This window comes from Streptococcus sp. oral taxon 056 str. F0418 (assembly GCF_000220065.1).
GTDB lineage: Bacteria > Bacillota > Bacilli > Lactobacillales > Streptococcaceae > Streptococcus.
The window spans coordinates 1,825,260-1,843,721 of record NZ_AFQU01000001.1 but is presented as its reverse complement, the minus strand read 5'-3'; the positions used below and the strand labels follow the sequence as shown (position 1 = coordinate 1,843,721).

The 18,462-nt window shown below is 40.0% G+C and carries 12 protein-coding genes, 8 tRNA genes, 1 rRNA gene and 4 pseudogenes; 3 read left to right on the top strand and 22 right to left on the bottom strand.

Features of this window, described 5'->3' with window-relative positions:
- From HMPREF9182_RS09190 to HMPREF9182_RS09170, 5 genes and pseudogenes are all read right to left on the bottom strand, one after another.
- Complete coding sequence (locus tag HMPREF9182_RS09190) at positions 1 to 579, bottom strand: HAD-IA family hydrolase (RefSeq protein ID WP_037603148.1); 579 nt, start codon at positions 577 to 579, stop codon at positions 1 to 3.
- A gap of 357 nt (positions 580 to 936) precedes the next feature.
- Entirely contained in the window at positions 937 to 1,485 is a 549-nt protein-coding gene (locus tag HMPREF9182_RS09185; RefSeq protein ID WP_037603145.1) for a DJ-1 family glyoxalase III, read from the bottom strand.
- 13 nt (positions 1,486 to 1,498) lie between these two features.
- A complete protein-coding gene (locus tag HMPREF9182_RS09180; protein ID WP_009443803.1) occupies positions 1,499 to 2,731 on the bottom strand; it encodes an FtsW/RodA/SpoVE family cell cycle protein in 1,233 nt (410 codons plus the stop codon).
- An 8-nt stretch (positions 2,732 to 2,739) separates the two neighbouring features.
- Positions 2,740 to 3,719: pseudogene (locus tag HMPREF9182_RS09175) on the bottom strand (YeiH family protein).
- Positions 3,720 to 3,799: 80 nt separating this feature from the next.
- Entirely contained in the window at positions 3,800 to 6,271 is a 2,472-nt protein-coding gene (locus HMPREF9182_RS09170) for a bifunctional DnaQ family exonuclease/ATP-dependent helicase (RefSeq protein WP_009754568.1), read from the bottom strand.
- 170 nt (positions 6,272 to 6,441) lie between these two features.
- Here HMPREF9182_RS09170 and HMPREF9182_RS09165 point away from each other — a divergent pair, with 170 nt between their 5' ends.
- Positions 6,442 to 7,077, top strand: coding sequence for an MBL fold metallo-hydrolase (locus HMPREF9182_RS09165; protein ID WP_009443668.1), 636 nt, complete (start codon positions 6,442 to 6,444; stop codon positions 7,075 to 7,077).
- Positions 7,078 to 7,310: 233 nt separating this feature from the next.
- On the opposite strand, the gene ftsX is transcribed toward HMPREF9182_RS09165, so the two are convergent.
- The 3 genes from ftsX to prfB form a co-directional block, all read right to left on the bottom strand.
- Positions 7,311 to 8,237 (bottom strand): permease-like cell division protein FtsX, encoded by a 927-nt coding sequence (gene ftsX / locus HMPREF9182_RS09160; RefSeq protein ID WP_037602872.1) that lies wholly within the window; start codon positions 8,235 to 8,237, stop codon positions 7,311 to 7,313.
- Positions 8,230 to 8,922 carry a cell division ATP-binding protein FtsE gene (gene ftsE / locus HMPREF9182_RS09155; RefSeq protein WP_009443944.1) on the bottom strand — a complete coding sequence of 231 codons (693 nt, stop codon included), beginning with the start codon at positions 8,920 to 8,922 and terminating at the stop codon, positions 8,230 to 8,232. The genes ftsX and ftsE overlap by 8 nt, the downstream gene beginning before the upstream one ends.
- 22 nt (positions 8,923 to 8,944) lie before the next feature.
- A protein-coding gene (prfB, locus tag HMPREF9182_RS09150) for a peptide chain release factor 2 (protein ID WP_128080255.1) occupies positions 8,945 to 10,040 on the bottom strand; the annotation gives its coding sequence in 2 pieces (ribosomal slippage) (positions 8,945 to 9,967 and positions 9,969 to 10,040; 1,095 coding nt in all).
- A gap of 289 nt (positions 10,041 to 10,329) precedes the next feature.
- Between prfB and HMPREF9182_RS09145 the strand changes: the two genes are divergently transcribed.
- Complete coding sequence (locus tag HMPREF9182_RS09145; protein ID WP_009754202.1) at positions 10,330 to 11,193, top strand: metallophosphoesterase; 864 nt, start codon at positions 10,330 to 10,332, stop codon at positions 11,191 to 11,193.
- An 85-nt stretch (positions 11,194 to 11,278) separates the two neighbouring features.
- Here the strand turns inward: HMPREF9182_RS09145 and HMPREF9182_RS09140 are convergent, their stop codons facing one another.
- From HMPREF9182_RS09140 to tnpA, 5 genes and pseudogenes are all read right to left on the bottom strand, one after another.
- Positions 11,279 to 11,989: a YwaF family protein gene (locus tag HMPREF9182_RS09140; RefSeq protein ID WP_037602869.1), complete on the bottom strand. Its 711-nt coding sequence runs from the start codon at positions 11,987 to 11,989 to the stop codon at positions 11,279 to 11,281.
- Positions 11,990 to 12,027: 38 nt separating this feature from the next.
- Positions 12,028 to 12,638: pseudogene (locus tag HMPREF9182_RS09135) on the bottom strand (NUDIX hydrolase N-terminal domain-containing protein).
- Positions 12,628 to 13,998: a UDP-N-acetylmuramoyl-tripeptide--D-alanyl-D-alanine ligase gene (locus tag HMPREF9182_RS09130; RefSeq protein WP_009754491.1), complete on the bottom strand. Its 1,371-nt coding sequence runs from the start codon at positions 13,996 to 13,998 to the stop codon at positions 12,628 to 12,630. The pseudogene HMPREF9182_RS09135 and the gene HMPREF9182_RS09130 overlap by 11 nt, the downstream one beginning before the upstream one ends.
- 75 nt (positions 13,999 to 14,073) lie before the next feature.
- Positions 14,074 to 15,120, bottom strand: coding sequence for a D-alanine--D-alanine ligase (locus tag HMPREF9182_RS09125; protein ID WP_009754484.1), 1,047 nt, complete (start codon positions 15,118 to 15,120; stop codon positions 14,074 to 14,076).
- Positions 15,121 to 15,350: 230 nt separating this feature from the next.
- A pseudogene (tnpA, locus tag HMPREF9182_RS09120) lies at positions 15,351 to 15,813 on the bottom strand (IS200/IS605 family transposase).
- Between the two features lie 286 nt (positions 15,814 to 16,099).
- Between tnpA and HMPREF9182_RS10130 the strand changes: the two are divergent.
- Positions 16,100 to 17,404, top strand: a pseudogene (locus HMPREF9182_RS10130) (transposase).
- 40 nt (positions 17,405 to 17,444) lie between these two features.
- Here HMPREF9182_RS10130 and HMPREF9182_RS09105 read toward each other — a convergent pair.
- The 9 genes from HMPREF9182_RS09105 to rrf form a co-directional block, all read right to left on the bottom strand.
- Positions 17,445 to 17,517: transfer RNA gene (locus tag HMPREF9182_RS09105), tRNA-Pro, on the bottom strand.
- A gap of 28 nt (positions 17,518 to 17,545) precedes the next feature.
- Positions 17,546 to 17,619 (bottom strand) — tRNA-Arg (locus HMPREF9182_RS09100).
- Positions 17,620 to 17,635: 16 nt separating this feature from the next.
- Positions 17,636 to 17,722, bottom strand: a tRNA-Leu gene (locus HMPREF9182_RS09095).
- A 100-nt stretch (positions 17,723 to 17,822) separates the two neighbouring features.
- Positions 17,823 to 17,895, bottom strand: a tRNA-Thr gene (locus tag HMPREF9182_RS09085).
- A gap of 9 nt (positions 17,896 to 17,904) precedes the next feature.
- Positions 17,905 to 17,986: transfer RNA gene (locus HMPREF9182_RS09080), tRNA-Leu, on the bottom strand.
- 5 nt (positions 17,987 to 17,991) lie between these two features.
- Positions 17,992 to 18,064, bottom strand: a tRNA-Lys gene (locus HMPREF9182_RS09075).
- A 34-nt stretch (positions 18,065 to 18,098) separates the two neighbouring features.
- Positions 18,099 to 18,171: transfer RNA gene (locus HMPREF9182_RS09070), tRNA-Asp, on the bottom strand.
- Positions 18,172 to 18,175: 4 nt separating this feature from the next.
- A tRNA-Val gene (locus HMPREF9182_RS09065) sits at positions 18,176 to 18,248 on the bottom strand.
- 32 nt (positions 18,249 to 18,280) lie between these two features.
- Positions 18,281 to 18,396: ribosomal RNA gene (gene rrf, locus HMPREF9182_RS09060) — 5S ribosomal RNA — on the bottom strand.
- Positions 18,397 to 18,462 lie beyond the last annotated feature (66 nt).

The window sequence follows — 18,462 nt, the reverse complement described above, 5'->3', positions numbered from 1 at the left end:
TTATTCCTTTTCCCTATTTATGTGTAAATGATTCATCAGATGTTCCATATCCTCAAAGAGATAAGTATCAAAGCCAGCTGCCTGTCCTGCCTCCATATCTAGCAGACGATCGCCAATGACTAAACAAGAGTGAAGCTGGTACTTATTTTTAAGATAGTTCATGGATTCTGGATGAGGCTTTCGCTTAAAACCATTATCTGCTGTTACAACCTCAGTAAAAAAAGCTTGGATACCCGTTTTAGATAAAATATCTAATACCTGATTGTTCCTGTGAGAGATTAAAAAATTACGGCCGCCTTGTCGAATAATCTTTTGTAGCAGCTCTTTTGCACCATCAAACAAAACAGGATGTTCTAATTCTTTTGCTTCATTTGCCTTATAAATTCGCAAAAAATCTTTCACATCTGGCGCATACAACTGAACAGCAGCATCCGTCGATACCTTTAAAGCTTGATAAACCTCATCATGACTAGCCTCTATTCCCAAAATGGCTAGGGTTTGGACAAAAGCAGCTGTCGAAGTTTCATAATTATCGAGAAGGGTACCGCCTAAATCCCAGATAAAATCTTGATAATCCATAACTTTCATTATACCACATTTTTCATAAAAAAGGGCTAATAATGCCAAATAAATCAAAAGTGCTTGCATGTAAATAAAGTAGAAAAACTTATTCGTATTTCATAAGAAACATAATTATACCAAGTGTCGCCAATCTTATGCTCTTGAAACACAATGGCATAATACAATGTAGAGAGTGGGACAGAAATCGGTAATTCGTTAGAATTCGATTTCGTCGTCCCACCTCCGCACAGTTGAGTTGGGCTGTAAAAGCTGATGAAATCAGCGTAGTAGAGCCCACTCAACCACTGCGTCTTGCTCGACAATCCAAAGACAATTGAGAGGCTAGGACTTTTGTCCCAGCCTCACCTCTACTATTTATTTTCCAAAAACATCTGCATAAAGCATAGCATCACTAATTGTTTTGGCGTCACCACCCAACTGCTCTACCAATGCATAGGCAAAAGGTAGTGCTGTCGCCGCACTGCGACTTGTTATGATGTTCCCATCAATAACCACCGTCTCTTTTTGATAATTTCCACTAAAAATGCCTTGTTTTGCACCATCATAGCAAGTAAAGTTTTTTCCTTTCAAAACTCCTGCATTTTCTAGCGCAATAGGAGCCGCACAAATAGCGGCAATCCATTTATTTTCCTTGTTCATTTTAACAAGGGCATCCATCAATCGCTGATCGTCTCGAAGATGAGCAGATCCTGGCATGCCTCCAGGCAATACGACCATGTCGTATCCTTCCAGACTCCCATCCCATAAAGCATCCGCCTGAACAGTAATCCCATGAGAACCCGTTACTGTCTGCTCAAAACCAAGCATCTCACACGTAATCGTTGCTCTACGCAATACATCTACTACTGTTAATGCTTCAATTTCTTCAAAACCTGGAGCCAATAAAAGAGCTACTTTTGTCATATCCATTTTTCTCCTATTTGAATTTTTTAAGAATAATTTTCTTACGTCTTCTAGAGTAATCTGCTTGTTGCTGCTCTAATAGATTGTTCTGATAGCTCATAGAAAGTAAAAGACCTACTCCAATCAAATTACTAATAATAGATGACCCTCCTTGAGAGATAAAAGGCAATGGAATCCCTGTCAATGGGAGTAAGCCAGTCACCGCACCAATATTCTCAAAAATATGAAAAATGAGCATCATGATAAAACCTGTAGAAATATAAGTATAAAACTGGTTATTGGACTTAATGGTGATTCTTAACATTCGATAAATCAACAGTAAATAAAGCGCAATCAGTATGCTAGAACCGACAAATCCGAAGTCTTCTGCAATAACTGTAAAGATCATATCACTTTCACGAACAGGGACTAGTAAATTAGAGACATTAAAACCTTGTCCCCAAATGCCCCCACTACCTATCGCAATTTGCCCCTGCGCTTGCTGATAAGTCGTTGTCTGGGCGTACTCAAAAGGATGTAGCCATGCCAAAATTCGATTTATCTGATAAGTCGGCATGCCTAGATTATGCAAAAATGCTCGGCCACCTTCTGATGTGAAAATCAACATAAAGGTTACAAAACAAACCACTCCAGTCAGGAAAATAGGTAAAATAATTTTCCAAGAAACACCTGACAAAAGGACAATCCCAGAAAAAATGGCAAGGAAAACTAAGGCCGTTCCCAAATCACTTTGAAGGGTTAGTAAAAGTAAAACAGGGATTGTATAGAGGAATAATTCTAAAATCAACAACCAATCCATACCTAAGGTGCGCACTTTTTCTTTATGTCGCTGGCTAAATTGAACAACTGATCGTGATAACATCAGGATATAGGAAATTTTCATAAACTCTGATGGCTGAAAGAGAGTGGTTCCACCGATAGTCACCCAGTTTTTGGCACCTGTTGAGGCTACCAATGTCGGACTATAAAAAACAAGGGGTAAAACCATTAATCCTAACCCAAAAATATAAAGCAATGGGGTCATCTGCCAAAGAAACTTTGTATTAAAAAACATAACTACAAAGCTAATAACAACTCCTAAAGTAATCCAGGCGATTTGTTGGCCTACAATAGCCCAAGCGCTCGCCGGATAATCATGGCTAACGGCAATATAAATCGCTGTAATACCAAAAATCAATAAGCAAATAACCGGTAAAATTAAAGTGTAATCCACCCGAGAATCAATCGAGTGCTTAAAATAAGACATACTCACTCCTATCTAAAAAAATACTGTATGATCAAACTAGTAACGGCAACAACAAACCAAGCAAAAGCTCCTGTCAATAAAGGAGCTACTCCAGCTCTTTTAAACTGTCCAAAAGATACTTGAGTTCCTATCCCTACCAGAGCCATCGCCATGAACCACTGTGAAGATAATTTTGTAAACACGAGAAAAAAAGACGGTACAATTTTTAAGCTACTAATAAGAGAAGCACACATGAACCATAAAATAAACCAAGGAAAAATCTTTTTTAACTCTATTTTTTTCTTAGTCGACTTAGATCGAATATAACGAACACCTGCAAAAAGAAGACAAGTCGGCACAATCATCAATGCTCGGCTTAATTTGACAATGGTTGCCAAATCACCAGCTGTCTGAGTATAACTATAACCAGCAGCAACAACCGATGATGTATCATTGATAGCCGTCCCTGCCCATGTACCAAAAGTTGTAGCGGACATTTACATAAGATGGCCAAGAAAAGGAAAAATGAAAACTGCCAAAATATTGAAAAAGAAAATAGTCGAAATAGATAAGGCTACCTCTTCTTCTTTGGCTTCTAAAACAGGCGATGCAGCCGCAATAGCAGAGCCACCACAAATAGCAGTACCAAACCCAATCAGCAAGGTCAACACCTTGCTCATTTCTAGAAAACGGCCAACTGCATAGGCTGATAAGAAAGCCATTAGGATTGTGATAATACTTATTTTTAAAGAAGATAAGCCAGTTGCCGAAACCTTTGAAATAGAGAGGTTAAAACCTAATAAAATAATTGAATATTGCAGGAGTTTCTTTCCAGAAAAAGCAAGGCCTTGACGAAATTTTTGGGGAATTTTCCAAAAGTGATTCAATAGAATCCCCAACAAAATAGCAAACACACTCGAACCAAATAAAGGAAAAACCTGCCCAAAGATATAGATAAAAAAGCTATTACAAACGATAGACCAATACCTGGAAAATATTTTTGTAGCATTTTTTGACAGTACCTCTTCTCTTCAATGCATCTATTATAGCAAAATTTACGTCTTTAAATTCATCAATTTTAATGCAGACTTACTTTTTCTTTTTAGATGTTTTTTTCTTTAAAAAATTAGTTATTTCATCTTGAATTTGTTTAAAAGAAGCTTGTTCTACAGGTGTTGATTCAGCTAAAGCCTCTCTAATCTGACGACTATAGCGCTTAGTATAAACACGGTTATCCAAAATAAGAACAGCTGATCGCTGATTGTGATGGCGCATCGTCCTTCCAAAAGCTTGTTTTAGTCTTAAAATCGCTACCGGGAGACTATAGTCATAAAAAGGATTTTGACCGTTTTGTCGAAGTTGGCGATTCATCTTTTGTGTAAAAATGTTTTGAGGATTATCAAAAGGCAGGCGAGTTATGATTTGAATCATCTTATTTTGTGTTGAAAAGTCTGTCCCTTCCCAGAAACTCCCTGTTCCCAGTAATACTGTGACTTCTCCCTTATCAAATCGCCTCTTTATATTCGTCGCATCTCCATTTTTGTATTGTGCCAAGTGTGGTAAGGAGAGCCTTTCTGACACTTCGAGTAACAACTCTTTTGAAGTAAACAAAACCAAAATTGGTAATTTCGTATGAAATAATCTTTCAATCCGTTCCACAATTAACTGAGCATGTTGTGTCAAAGGAAGTCCAATCAGATCAGGAAAATCCTTATCTACCCAAATCTTTTGCTGGTGATAATCTTGGGGCGGTAAATGATAGAATCGAACATTTTGAAATCCTAATAACTGCGCCAAACTAACCTTACGGCTGATTTCCAAAGTCGCTGAGATGAAAAAGAGACGCACTTTCTCTGGAAGAAAATCCTGAAAATTTACCAAAGATATTCTAGCCCCATGCAAGCTAGTCACACGATTCTGTTCAAAATGATCATCTTCAAGCCAGAATTGCTCATATTTTTGATCTAAAAGCTCCCTTAATTCTTGTAAATAGGGCGCTGGCAACTCCGATAGATCTTGGCGAAGCTTCTGGATAAGATCCTCCTTGATCTCTCTTTGACTTCCCCGATGAAATTGTTCTACTGCTTGTGATAGTTCAAATTGTATACTCTCCAACAAACGACGATTCAATAGAGATGTTGCTTGGGAAATTTCTTGTTGAATCTCTTGTAAGAGTTGTGTGACCCTGATACTTTTTTGCGAAAAGTTGTCCAAAGTCAAAAAGAGTCTTTGAGCTTCGTCTACCACTAAAGTTTTACCTTCAATCAAGCTCTTATCATCTTCTAATCGTGTCAATAGATAGGCATGATTGGTAACCAATACTCGACTTGCTCGCGCGTTCTCTTGGTTCAATTGCCAAAAGTCATAGCCATAAAATAACGATTTTTTGCTTATTTGGCCATCATGAGCCAACTCTTCAAAGTATGCTTGATAGCGATATGCTTGTCTAATTTCTTCTAAATCTCCTGTTTCAGTCTCGGTTAGCCAGACTAAGAGTTGCATCTTACAGCGATTTAGCAAACGATGATCATCCATACGAGTCAAACTTTGATAAAAAGTATCTAGCTTGATATAAGAATGCGGGCTTTTAAGACTATGGAAAGACACTTGAAAAACTTCTTTAATCGCCTTTCCTTCCCCAGATACAATCTGTTCTTGCAAAATTTTAGTTGGTACACTGACCACTATCTGCTCTTTAGTTTTAGCGAGAAGAGGCAACAAATAACCATAAGTTTTTCCTAGACCAGCTTGAGCTTGTAAAAAGCTGGGATGATGATTTTCTATCGCTTGTTCCACCATCGTAGCAAATTTTTCTTGCTCAGAGCGCTCCTCTAAAACTAGCAAAGAAAGATTCTTCGTAAAATCGGCAGATAGGTGCTTTTCTTTTGCAATCTTGCGTTTTTTTCTCAGGTAAATCCCATGGCAATCCAGAAGATCTCCTGTGCTTTCTTGAGACATTTGACTAAAACAGTCTTCCAATACTAAGCGAGATTCATAGATAAGATTGTCAGACAGATCAAGTAAGCGTTCTAACAAAGATTTGGGAAGACTTTGAATTTTTTCTTGAATCTTTAAAAATAGTAGTGCCGTTGCCTTAGCATCCGATATAGCCGTATGAGCTTGTTCTAGAGGAATCTCTAATAATTCACAAATACTAGATAAACCATATTTTTCATAAGTTGGAAAAAAAACTTGAGCCAATTCTACTGTATCCACACGTGGAGATAATAGATCATATCCTTCCCAGAAAAGAGACTCAGCTAGCAAATTAGCATCAAATTTAACATTATGAGCTACAAAAACTGCATCCTCAATCAACTCATAAATCTCACGAGCGACTTGCGAAAAGTCTGGAGCTTGACTCAAGCGCTGATCAGACAAACCTGTCAACTGCTTGATATGTTCATCTAACACTTCATGTGGATTGACATCTGTCTGATAAGTCTGGCTGATCTGACCATTCTCAAGAATAACGATTCCTACTTGAATAATTTTTGCACTGCTACCTGTTCCAGTCGCTTCCAAGTCGACAACAGCGTATTTCACATTTTTTCGTTTCATCTTATCAAAATTATACCACGTTTAAAGGTAAGATGCGAGGGCAGAAAAGTCAGCAGGCAAATCAATTTAACCATCAAGACTCCGTTACTTTCCTTCACAATCTTTGAAAATGATAGCTTGTTGCTGTCAAAAATAATTTTTTTGATACACTCATCTAGAGAGGAAAAACTATGAACATACAGAAAACATTAAATGCTCTAGCATATGAAAACACCTACTATATAGAAAATGATAGCCATCTACTTTTGATTGACCCTGGAAGCAATTTCGAGGCCATTCAGCGAAAGATAACTGAGATTGGCAAACCGATCGCTGCCATCCTATTAACCCATACTCATTACGATCATATCATGAGTTTAGACTTAGTAAGAAAACATTTTAATAATCCTCCTGTCTATGTAGCAGAGAGTGAAGCCAGCTGGCTCTATACTCCAGAGTATAATCTTTCAGGTCTTGATCGACACAAGGATATCGAAACTCTTATCTTAAAACCAGCCGAGCACCACTATGTTTTTCATCAAAGTTATCATTTGAATGGTTTTCATTTTTACGTTTTACCAACACCTGGCCATTCCATCGGTGGTGTTTCAATCGTTTTCCCTGAGGAGCATTTTGTCCTATCTGGTGATGCTCTTTTTCGGGAAACTATTGGCAGAACAGACTTGCCAACTGGTAATTTAGAACAATTAATTGCAGGTATCAAACGAGAATTACTAAGCCTTCCAAAGGAATATGACGTTTATCCCGGTCATGGACCTGCTACGACTATTGCTCACGAGAAAATGTTTAATCCATTTTTAAAATAAAATCAAGACAACAAGTCCTCTTTCAGACTCAACATCAGTATAAAAGAAAAAAGAGAGTGGGACAGAAATCGGTAATTCGTTAGAATTCGATTTCGTCGTCCCACCTCCGCACAGTTGAGTAGGGCTGTAAAAGCTGATGAAATCAGCGTAGTAGAGCCCACTCAACCACTGCGTCTTGCTCGACAATCCAAAGACAATTGAGAGGCTAGGACTTTTGTCCCAGCCTCTTTTTCTTATATCTTCAAGAATCTTCTCATAGAGAAGACAGATCCAATCGATCCAATAATAATCCCTAAAACAAATAAGGAACCTATCATCAACGGTACAAAAAGATGAGGCGAAATCATAGAAAGATTCTGAGAAACCAATCCTTTATTGACCGACTGATAGACAATATTATAGATAAAATAAACCAAAGCTCCAGGCATCATAGCACCAAGCAAGCCAATCCAAGCGCCTTCTAGCAAGAAAGGTCCTCGAATGTAGCTATTTTTCGCTCCTACCAAGCGCATAATTTGAATTTCACGACTACGCGAAATGATCGTAATCCGAATCGTATTTGAAATCAGGAATACTGCAATGAAAATCAACATTCCCGCTAGAACAAATCCCCAAGTCTGAATAAAATCTGCTAAAGCAAAAATCTTCTTGGTATTAGCACCACCATCTTGCACATCAGACACACCTTCAATTTTCTGGGCATCTTCTTTCACATCAGAGACGTACTTAGGATCTGTTGTCTCAACAATATAAGCATCATAAAGTGGGTTGGCATCTCCTTCGAAGATTTTCCAATCACTTCCCATTGTGTCTGTTAATTGCTTATATTGCTCTTCTTTACTTGAAAATGTTATTTTATTGACATGATCAATCTTGTTTAAAGCATCATAAACTTTGTGATAATTTTCGTTATTAACTGTTTGTCCTTCTTTTACAACAGTCAAACTATTGTCTTCAATATCTTTACGAACATAGACCATAACGCGGACATTGTTTTTCAAATCATTAGCTAGCTTTGTCGTATTAAAGATGACTGAGACAAAAATTGCCACTAAACTTAGGGTAATCATCACCGTACTAACTGCTGCAACTGTCATCCACCCATTTCGCTTTAAACTCTTTAGCGACTCTAGTAAATGACGAAAAAATCTACTAATCATCGTATCCGTATTCTCCTTCCGCTTCATCACGTACCACACGGCCATTTTCAATCGCAATAACGCGGTGACGCAGAGTATTTACAATCTGGCTATTGTGGGTTGCCATCAACACTGTCGTCCCCTGAAGATTGATCCGCTCTAGCAAATTCATAATTTCCCAAGAATTATCTGGATCCAAGTTCCCAGTTGGCTCGTCAGCAATCAAAACCTTAGGATTATTGACAATAGCACGCGCAATTGCGATACGTTGTTGCTCACCACCAGAAAGCTCATTTGGAAAGGCACGGACTTTATGCTTCAATCCAACCAAGTCCAAGACTTCCATCACTCGTTTTTTTATGTGGCTTCTGCGTTCGCCAATTACTTCCATTGCGTAAGCAATATTTTCATAAACGGTTTTCTTTGGAAGCAGTTTATAATCTTGGAAAACCACTCCCAATTTACGACGTAGCATCGGTACATCACGTTTTTTTATCCGACCAAGGTCAAAGCCAGCTACTTTTAACGTCCCTTTATCGAGAGCTACTTCACGATAAAGCAAACGAATAAATGTTGATTTACCCGCACCAGAAGGTCCTACAATATAGGCAAACTCTCCAGGTTCTACTTGGACTGTCACACCACGTAAAGCAGTGGTCCCGTTGTCATACTTTTTGACAACATCTCTCATTTCAATAATAGACATGTATGACTAAAATTCCCTTCTTTTAGTTGAGACGCCATTTTAAGTAAGCGTCTATAAAACCATCTAAATCTCCATCCATCACTTTATCAACTTGAGCTACTTCATAGCTAGTTCGATGGTCTTTAACCATCGTATATGGTGTAAAGACATAAGAACGGATTTGGCTTCCCCATGAAATTTCTTTTTTATCTCCTTTTAATGAATCTACTTCAGCTGCTTTTTTCTCTTGTTCAAGTTGGTAAAGCTTCGCTTGTAGCATTTTCATTGCTCGATCTCGATTCCCGTACTGGGTCCGATCAACAGTAGACTGCACCACGATTCCAGTAGGAATATGCGTCAGCCGCACACCAGTGGAAACCTTATTGACATTTTGTCCACCAGCTCCTCCTGAGCGGAAAGTATCCATCTTGATGTCATCGTCTCGAACTTCTATCTCAATCGTATCATCCAACTCTGGCATGACTTCTACCGAAGTGAATGAAGTATGACGACGTTTGGCCGAGTCAAAGGGCGAAATCCGCACCAAACGGTGGACACCCATTTCTGACTTGAGCAGACCATAAGCATGTGGCCCTTCAAAGGATAAAGTTACTGATTTGATACCAGCCTCGTCTCCAGCCTGATAATCCAAAACCTCTACCTTGAAACCCTTGGCATTGCCAAAACGGGTATACATCCGAAGCAACATATCGCCCCAGTCTTGAGCTTCTGTTCCACCTGATCCTGGGTGTATTTCAAGGATGGCATTATTATTATCATAGGGTTCAGACAAAAGTAGGGTCATCTCATAGCTGGTCATCATTTTTTCGAGTTCTGCCAGCTTTTCTTCTAACTCCTCCTGAACTGACTCATCCTCAGCCAGAAAATCAAGTAAAATCTCCGATTCATCAAAAAGATCCGTCATTTGATGGAAATTTTCATAAGTTTGCTTCAGTTCATTAAGTTCCTGAGAAGTCTTTTGAGCTGCAATATTATCATCCCAAAAATCAGGTTCTGTCATTTTATTTTCTAAAATGGCAATTTCTTCTTCCAGACCTTCTAAGTCAAAGAGACCCCCTGAAAGAAGCTAATTTTTCACGATTTGCGTCAATCTTTTGACGAATTTCTGAAATGTCCATAAATACCTCTTTTCACATATCATTTCATTATACCATATTTATGCACCCTTTGACTAATTTTTAAAACAAAATTCAGCCAGTGTAGACTCTAGTGTATGATACTTTTTAGCAAATAGCAAGCTAGGAATCTCTATGTTACCGAATTGTTAGAAATGTAAATAATGCGACACGAAAACGTCCTTACTTTGCCCATTACCTTAACTGCTTTCCCTTGACCCTAAAATAAGCTCCATCCTACTGATTCACTTTATATATGTTCAAGTAAGCCGATTTATGCTAGACTAGAACCATGACAAGAATTGGATTTATGAGTGACCTTCATCTGGACTCCAATCAATTTGGGCACTTTGAACGACAAACACTTAAGGACGTTTTAAAAAAAGCAAGAATTGACCATCTTCATATTGCAGGAGATTTATCTAATGACTTAGCCAAAATTAGTTTGCCTTTTATTGAGGACTTAAGGCAAGAACTTCCTATCTCTTTTAATCTCGGAAACCACGATATGCTGGGACTTTCTGAACAAGAGATTTCTGGTTATGATTTTCAGGTTCAGCAATTTGGCCAGACCAAGCTCGTTAGTTTTTCTGGTTGGTATGACTACAGCTTTGTTCCAGAAAAAAGCAAGGAAGAACATTTGAGAACCAAGACAAATTTTTGGTTTGATCGCAGATTGGAGCGTCATCTGGATGATTCTAGCATTACAGCTCACATCCTTCAAAAGTTAGAAAAATTACTGGCTTCTTTGAATGGTCCCATTATTGTTGCTTTGCATTTTGTCCCCCACAAAGACTTTCTGTATGATCATCCTTATTTCCAACGCTTCAACGCCTTCCTGGGAAGCCAAGCTTTCCACCAACTCTTTGTCAAATATGAAGTGACAGATGTTGTTTTCGGTCATCTTCACCATCGTCGCCAAAGCCAAGCCATCGATGGTGTTAGCTACCACATGCGCCCCTTAGGCTACATCCGCGAATGGAAACTGACTCAAAACTTTTTCAATACCTTTCCTCAGTACAAGATTGCACAGATGTATCGTCTGCACAAGCGTTATAACACTGTGAAAAATTTAGAAGAATTTCTTAACTATAAGAAAAAACACCTGGCAGATGAACTGCGAGATGCCCTTATCATTCTTGATACCAAATCATAAAAACAAACAGAAAGCAGCCCTTAAAAAGCTGCTTTTACTATTCCATATAGTATAAAATCAAAACGCAAAGTCTTTTAACTCCCTATCAATCATACCTTCTTTTAACAATACTTTTTTTGAAAAAATTTCTTTTAAATAATTCGTCAAAAAAAAGGGAAAGAACGCACAAAGCTACAATCAATACCAAGGATACTAATAGAAAGTTTCCTAACTTACCGTAGTCACCAACTAAAGGCGGATTTTTTAGAAATCCATAGTCCCCACCCGTTAGTTGATTCACAAGAAAGATGACCGCATTCATGCCAAAGGTTATTTCAATAATCCGACGATTGGATAAAATTTTATAATCATACTCATTTATCAAATACACAAGAGAGTTTCCCAAAAGGGCTAAATGACCAACTAAATAAGAAAACATGGTAATATGCAAAAGCGGGTAAGGATCAAAAATTGGATGAAGCAAGGCACAAATCGGACCAAATACGCCTAATAAGGCAAAGTATTGTTTATAAGACGTTTTCCTTGGCAAGAGCAGGACTGCAAACATAGCAATCCGGCAATGATAGAAAGGCAAACTCTCCGTCAAGGGAGCCTGAATGACCATGTACCAACCATATAAAAGAACCAGTTGGACAATCTGCATTCCCTGAAAAATTCTTTGAAAGCTTTTTTGTTTGTAAAATCTACTTGCGCTATAGATCACAATACATAAAGCAAGTAGCATGAGCACAAATCCTAGGGGTGTCAATACGGGCGGTTCTGTTTTTTGACTTGTAAAAAAATCTCCCATTTTCATCTCCTAATCATTAATAAAGTGTTGAAGCACATTTTCAACTAATCTAAATACTGTTCTCTATCTCCTTGATAAATCTCCCAAAGGATTTCCAACTGTTCTTTTGTCGTCCGCTTAGAAGATAATTCTGGTAAAGATTGGATATCAAAGAAAGCTAGCTCTTCTATTTCTGTATTAGGCTGAAAATCTCCAGCCTCTATCTGACACTCGAAGACCAATTTAGCATATTGCTTACTCTGAAATTGAAATTTATTAGTATCAAAAATTGCAAGCAGACGAGAAACTGAAACATTAAATCCCGTTTCTTCTTGGACTTCCTTGACGATATTTTCCTTAGGAGATAGGCCGACTTCACAAAAGCCGCCAGGTAAAGCCCAAGTTTTCTCATTTTTACCCTTGACTAAACAGACTTTTTCGTCTCGAACCAGTACAGCTCGGACATCAATCAAGGGAGTGGCATAAAAATCCGTTGGGCGCAACAGCTCTGCCAATTCTTTTCCATCCAAATCTGACCAATCAGCCAGAGGTGTCCCAAAAGCTGACGGAGTTCTAAGTAACGCTCTCGATCAAATTCATCACGACTAAATGCCAGTCCAGTCTCTGTAATAGAAAGGAGACGTTGAATGGTTTTTGCAGCTTCTTTAGTTTCCATCTTCCAAGTCCTCTACCAGCTTAGCCAGATTCATGGAATTGCTGCCTTTGAGAAGGATTTGGTCGGCAGGGGTCAGCTTCTCTCTGACAGCTTTGGTCATCTGTTCAAACTGGTCTTTCTCGTCATTTTTGATAAAGTAATGCACTCTTCCTGGCGGGTAGATTTCCTTGGCATAGTCAAAGAGAGCTTCCATGTCTTGTCCATAAAGGAAAAGGTCGGTCACAATTTCTGGATTGAGGCTAGTAATCATCGAGCCATGCATGGACTTAGAGTCAGCTCCCAGCTCTTTCATATCCGCCAGCACCGCCATTTTTCGTCCGCCTGGATTAGCCGGAATGGTCGAGAAAGTCTCAAGAATCAATCGCATGGCTGTTGGATTGGCATTGTAGACATCCGATAGGATATCTGCGCCATTAGCAGCTTTCTTCCATTCTGTTCGATTGCGGGTCAGCTCTAGCTCAGAAAAGGCTTGAGCAATAGCCGTCTCAGATATACCCTCCTGCAGAGCTGCATAGGCCGCAATCATGGCGTTGGTCGCATTGTACTTACCGGTCACAGGCAGGTCAATCCTATGCTCTAAAAAGTTGCATTCAAAACTCAAGCTGTCCTTGCGCTCTTCCAGACGCGTCAGGAAGATATCCGCATCAGGACCAAAGCGAACCAGTTTGCAGTCTGCTGGCAGAAATTCATTGACAATCTTATCCGCCAGAACAATCAAGAGACCATCTTTTCTCAAACCGTCCGCAATCTGCATCTTGCCTTGGGCAATTTCAGCTCGGCTGCCGAAAAATTCCAGATGGGCTTCTCCAACCAGAGTTACAATGCCTGTCTTAGGTTTGGCAAGTTCAGACAGGAGATGGATATCGCCCAAGTGGTCCTGCCCCATTTCTAAGACAAGTTTCTCTGTGTCCTCAGGCATGTGAAGAACCGTGTAAGGCAGACCGATTTCGTTATTGTAATTACCTTGTGTCTTATAGGTCTTGTAGCTGGTTGCTAGTAGCTGAGCCAGCATATCCTTAGTCGTCGTTTTACCGTTGGAGCCTGTCACCGCCAGCACATCCACCTGCATCTTTTCCAGATAATATTGGGCCAAGCGCTGAAAGGCTGTCAGGACATCATCAACCAAGATATAAGCCCCCTCTGCCACTGGATGCTCAGATAAGGTGGCAGCAGCACCCTGAGCAAAGGCTGTTGCGATAAAGTCATGGCCATCACGCGCACCCTTAAGCGGCACAAAAAGGTCACCCGACTCAATCAAGCGGCTGTCAAACTCAGCATTTCTTAGCACGACGTTTTCAAACTGAGTCACATCATTTTTCGCAGATAGGACTTCTGCAATTTCATATAAATCTAATTTCATACTTCTTCCTCGTTTTTCGGTTTGCTCGCAAAAAGAAAGGACCGAAAATTTTCAACCCCTCTATTATATCATATTTTAGAGAAGATGCGCCTCTCTCTTAGCAAATGCCTCTTCAGCTAGACCGACTAACTTCTCAATCAAATCAGGATAGGCCAGCCCCATATTTTCCCAGAGTAGTGGATACATAGACCACTGGGTAAAACCTGGCATGGTATTAAGCTCATTAAGAAAGACCTGACCATCTTCTGTATAGAAAAAGTCACAGCGGGACAGTCCCAGCCCCCCCAAAGCTCGGAAAGCCACCTCAGCATTTTGACGCATCAGGCCCACCACTTCTTCTGGAATATTAGCCGGAATATCCATGGTAATTTTATTATCAATGTATTTGGCTTCATAGTCATAGAAAGCTACGTCCTTGACCACTTCTCCAGGCAGAGTACTCTTGACGTCGACATTTCCTAAAAGCCCAACCTCAATCTCGCGAGCCGTCACGCCTTGCTCAACCAGTACCCGGCTGTCGTATTTGAATGCCAGATCTAGAGAAGCACGCAGTTCTGCTTGGTTCTCCGATTTAGAAATGCCGACACTGGAGCCCATATTAGAAGGTTTAGTAAAAACTGGATAGGTCAGTTTCTCTTCGATTTCTTGGATTTTTTGCTCTAGATCCTCTCCATCAACCAGCGCTACATAAGGGACTTGAGCAATGCCTGCCGATTCTAGCACTCGCTTAGTCGTGATCTTATCCATAGCCAGACTAGAAGATAAAATATTACAGCCGACATAAGGCATTTTGAGCACTTCTAGGAAGCCTTGGATAGAGCCATCTTCACCCATAGGACCATGCAGGACCGGAAAAACTACCGCCCCTTCTTCGTAAATATCGCTAGGTTTAATCTTTCGAGACATGTCCACTGTGGCATTGGTCATCAACTTTTCATCAGCTGCTGGTTTTGCTTCAAATTTCTGAGTTTGGATAAAATCTCCATCCTTAGTGATGAAGTATGTCTTCACCAAGAATCTATCATAATTGACAGCCCGCATGACGCTCTCAGCTGATAAAACCGAAACTTCTCGCTCTGCACTGCGACCACCATACAATAAAATTAAACTTTTCTTTGACATCTTATTTATCCTAACATTACAGATTTTATGGTTGAGATTAACTCTCTACTAGTCCATTTTAGTATACCACAATTCAGAGTTTTTTTGAATCACAACCACCCGTTAGACGGGTGGTTTTTCCCAGGGCTATAAGCCCATATCACCAGCCAGCGCCTAAAGACGCTGGCTTTCACTTTGTTCAACCCTCATTGCTCTTGACTCGTCACAAACCTCTCAAAGAGGTATTTGCATTACTTACCACTATCCCTAAAGGGATCCTCATATTCTTTTACACTCAATTTATCCAACGCTATATCATGCTTTTCCTGATCTTGGATATATTTCTTAATTGTGGCTTCATTAAGTCCTACTGTACTCACGTAATAACCTTCCGCCCAGAAATGTCGGTTCCCAAATTTATACTTGAGATTGGCGTGTTTATCAAACATCATAAGTGCACTTTTACCTTTTAAATAACCCATGAAACTTGCAACGCTGATTCTTGGCGGAATACTCACCAACATATGTACATGATCCGGCATCAAGTGACCCTCGATAATTTCAACATCTTGATAACTACATAATCGGTGGAAGATTTTACCCAAACTATTTCGATATTGATTATAGATAAGATTCACCTATACTTAGGTGTAAACACAATGTGGTAGAACACATCCACTTTGTGTGTGATAAACTATGTGCATTTTGCGCCATATTTTTCTCCTTTCGCTTTACAATCGGCTTGAACACCTTTATTGTATCGCGTTTGGAGTTTTTTTGGTATAACCTTCGATGCGCACCCGCATAGCGGGTGGTTTATTTGTTTCGCACCTTACGGAGCGAGACAGACTGAAAGTCACGAATAATAAAGAAAACGGGCTCTATAATTTCTGTAGTGGGTAAAACCACTGTAAAAATTATGAAGCCTATTTTGTTGTAGAAAAAAAGTCCCATAAGACCTATAATGAAAAGTGACCAAACCATCATTAGAAAGAATCTTATGGAACAATTAAATTTTATCACAAACTTACTCGGAATAAAAGACAAGAACATCATAATCTTGGATGTTCTAGATTCTAGAACACATAAAAAAATCATCGCTAAACTGGATTATCCTGCCCCTAACTGTCCACATTGCCTAGGGCAAATGACTAAATATGACTTCCAAAAAGAATCTAAAATCCCCTATCTAGAATGCGCGGGATATAAGACACTCATGCGATTGAGAAAACGTCGTTTCCGTTGTAAAGTCTGTGGGAAAGTGGCTGTCGCAGAGACTTCCTTAGTCAAAAAGAATCACCAAATCGCAACTATCGTCAACCAGAAAATCACTCAAAAGTTAATTGAGAAAGTCCCTATGACGGCTATCGCAGAAAGTCTAGCTGTCTCTACTTCGACAGTCATTCGTAAATTGAAAGAATTCAAATTCGAAACAGATTTATCTTTCCTTCCAACTCACATGTCTTGGGATGAATACAGCTTCAAGAAAGGTAAAATGAGCTTCATTGCACAGGATTTTGATTCCAGAAAGATCGTAGCTATCCTAGATGGGCGGACTCAAGTGACTATTCGCAATCATTTCCTTCGTTATTCTAGACAGGTGAGAAGTTGCGTGAAAGTCATTACCATAGATATGTTTAGCACCTACTACGATATTGCCAGAAAACTTCGCTTTCGAATTTCTAGGCTCAGGCTGAAACAGTCCCCCAGACTGTTTCACTCCCTAACGCTAAAATCGTTCTCGACCGCTTTCACATTGTCCAACATCTCAGTCGAGCTATGAATCGTCTTCGCATCCAAATCATGAATCATTTTGATCGTAAATCGCACGAATATAAGGCACTAAAACGTTACTGGAGACTCATTCAAAAGGATAGCCGTAAACTCAGTGATAAACGTTTTTACCGCCCTACTTTTCGCTTACACTTGACCAATAATGAGATTTTCGAAAAGCTCCTTGCATACTCTCAAGAACTTAGAGAGCACTATGAACTCTATCAACTATTACTGTTTCATTTCCAAGAGAAACAAACAAACCGTTTCTTTGAACTGATTGAAGAAACGATTTTTTGTGTAAATCCTATTTTTCAAACTGTTTTTAAGACCTTTTTGAAAGATAAGGACAAGATCATGAACGCACTAACTGCCCTACTCAAACGCGAAACTAGAGGCGACTAATAACCTCATTAAGGTCATCAAGCGCAATGCTTTTGGCTTCCGGAACTTTGAAAACTTTAAAACTAGAATCCTCATCGCTTTGAACATCAAAAAGGAGAGAACCAAGTTGGTCCTCTCCAGGTTATAACTTTTCATCAAACCACCACAGTTGACAATGAGCCTAAAAGTCGGGAAGACAGGATTCGAACCTGCGACACCTTGGTCCCAAACCAAGTACTCTACCAGCTGAGCTACTTCCCGTCGTGATCGAATACATCCTATCACTATATGCACCCTAGAGGAGTCGAACCTCTAACCGCCTGATTCGTAGTCAGGTACTCTATCCAGTTGAGCTAAGGGTGCTCTATTTATTCTATTATGCCGAGGACCGGAATCGAACCGGTACGATTGTTACCAATCGCAGGATTTTAAGTCCTGTGCGTCTGCCAGTTCCGACCACCCCGGCCTCTAAGCGAACGACGGGATTGAAACGTACGACCCCCCCCTTGGCACGGTGATGTTCTACCACTGAACTACGTTCGCATTCATGCTCTTCTTCTCTCTAATGCCGGCTACATGACTTGAACACGCGACCCTCTGATTACAAATCAGATGCTCTACCAACTGAGCTAAGCCGGCCTATTTTTATGCGGGTTAAGGGACTTGAACCCCCACGCCGTTAAGCGCCAGATCCTAAATCTGGTGCGTCTGCCAATTCCGCCAAACCCGCGCTTATGACCCGTACTGGGCTCGAACCAGTGACCCTTTGATTAAAAGTCAAATGCTCTACCATCTGAGCTAACGAGTCTTATGTTGAAATTGCTATCCTTCTCCAATCTCAACGGTCCCGACCGGGAATGAACCCGCGATCTTCGCCGTGACAGGGCGACGTGATAACCGCTACACTACGGGACCTTTATGGGAGTTAACGGGATCGAACCGCTGACCCTCTGCTTGTAAGGCAGATGCTCTCCCAGCTGAGCTAAACTCCCAAAAAGGAAGTTAATCCTAACTTCCTATCCTTGCTAAGCAACTACCATATCTCACAGGGGGCAACCCCCAACTACTTCCGGCGTTCTAGGGCTTAACTTCTGTGTTCGGCATGGGTACAGGTGTATCTCCTAGGCTATCGTCACTTAACTATGAGTATCTAATCTACTCAAAATTGAATAACTATTCATTTCTAACAAGACTTATTGAACGCTG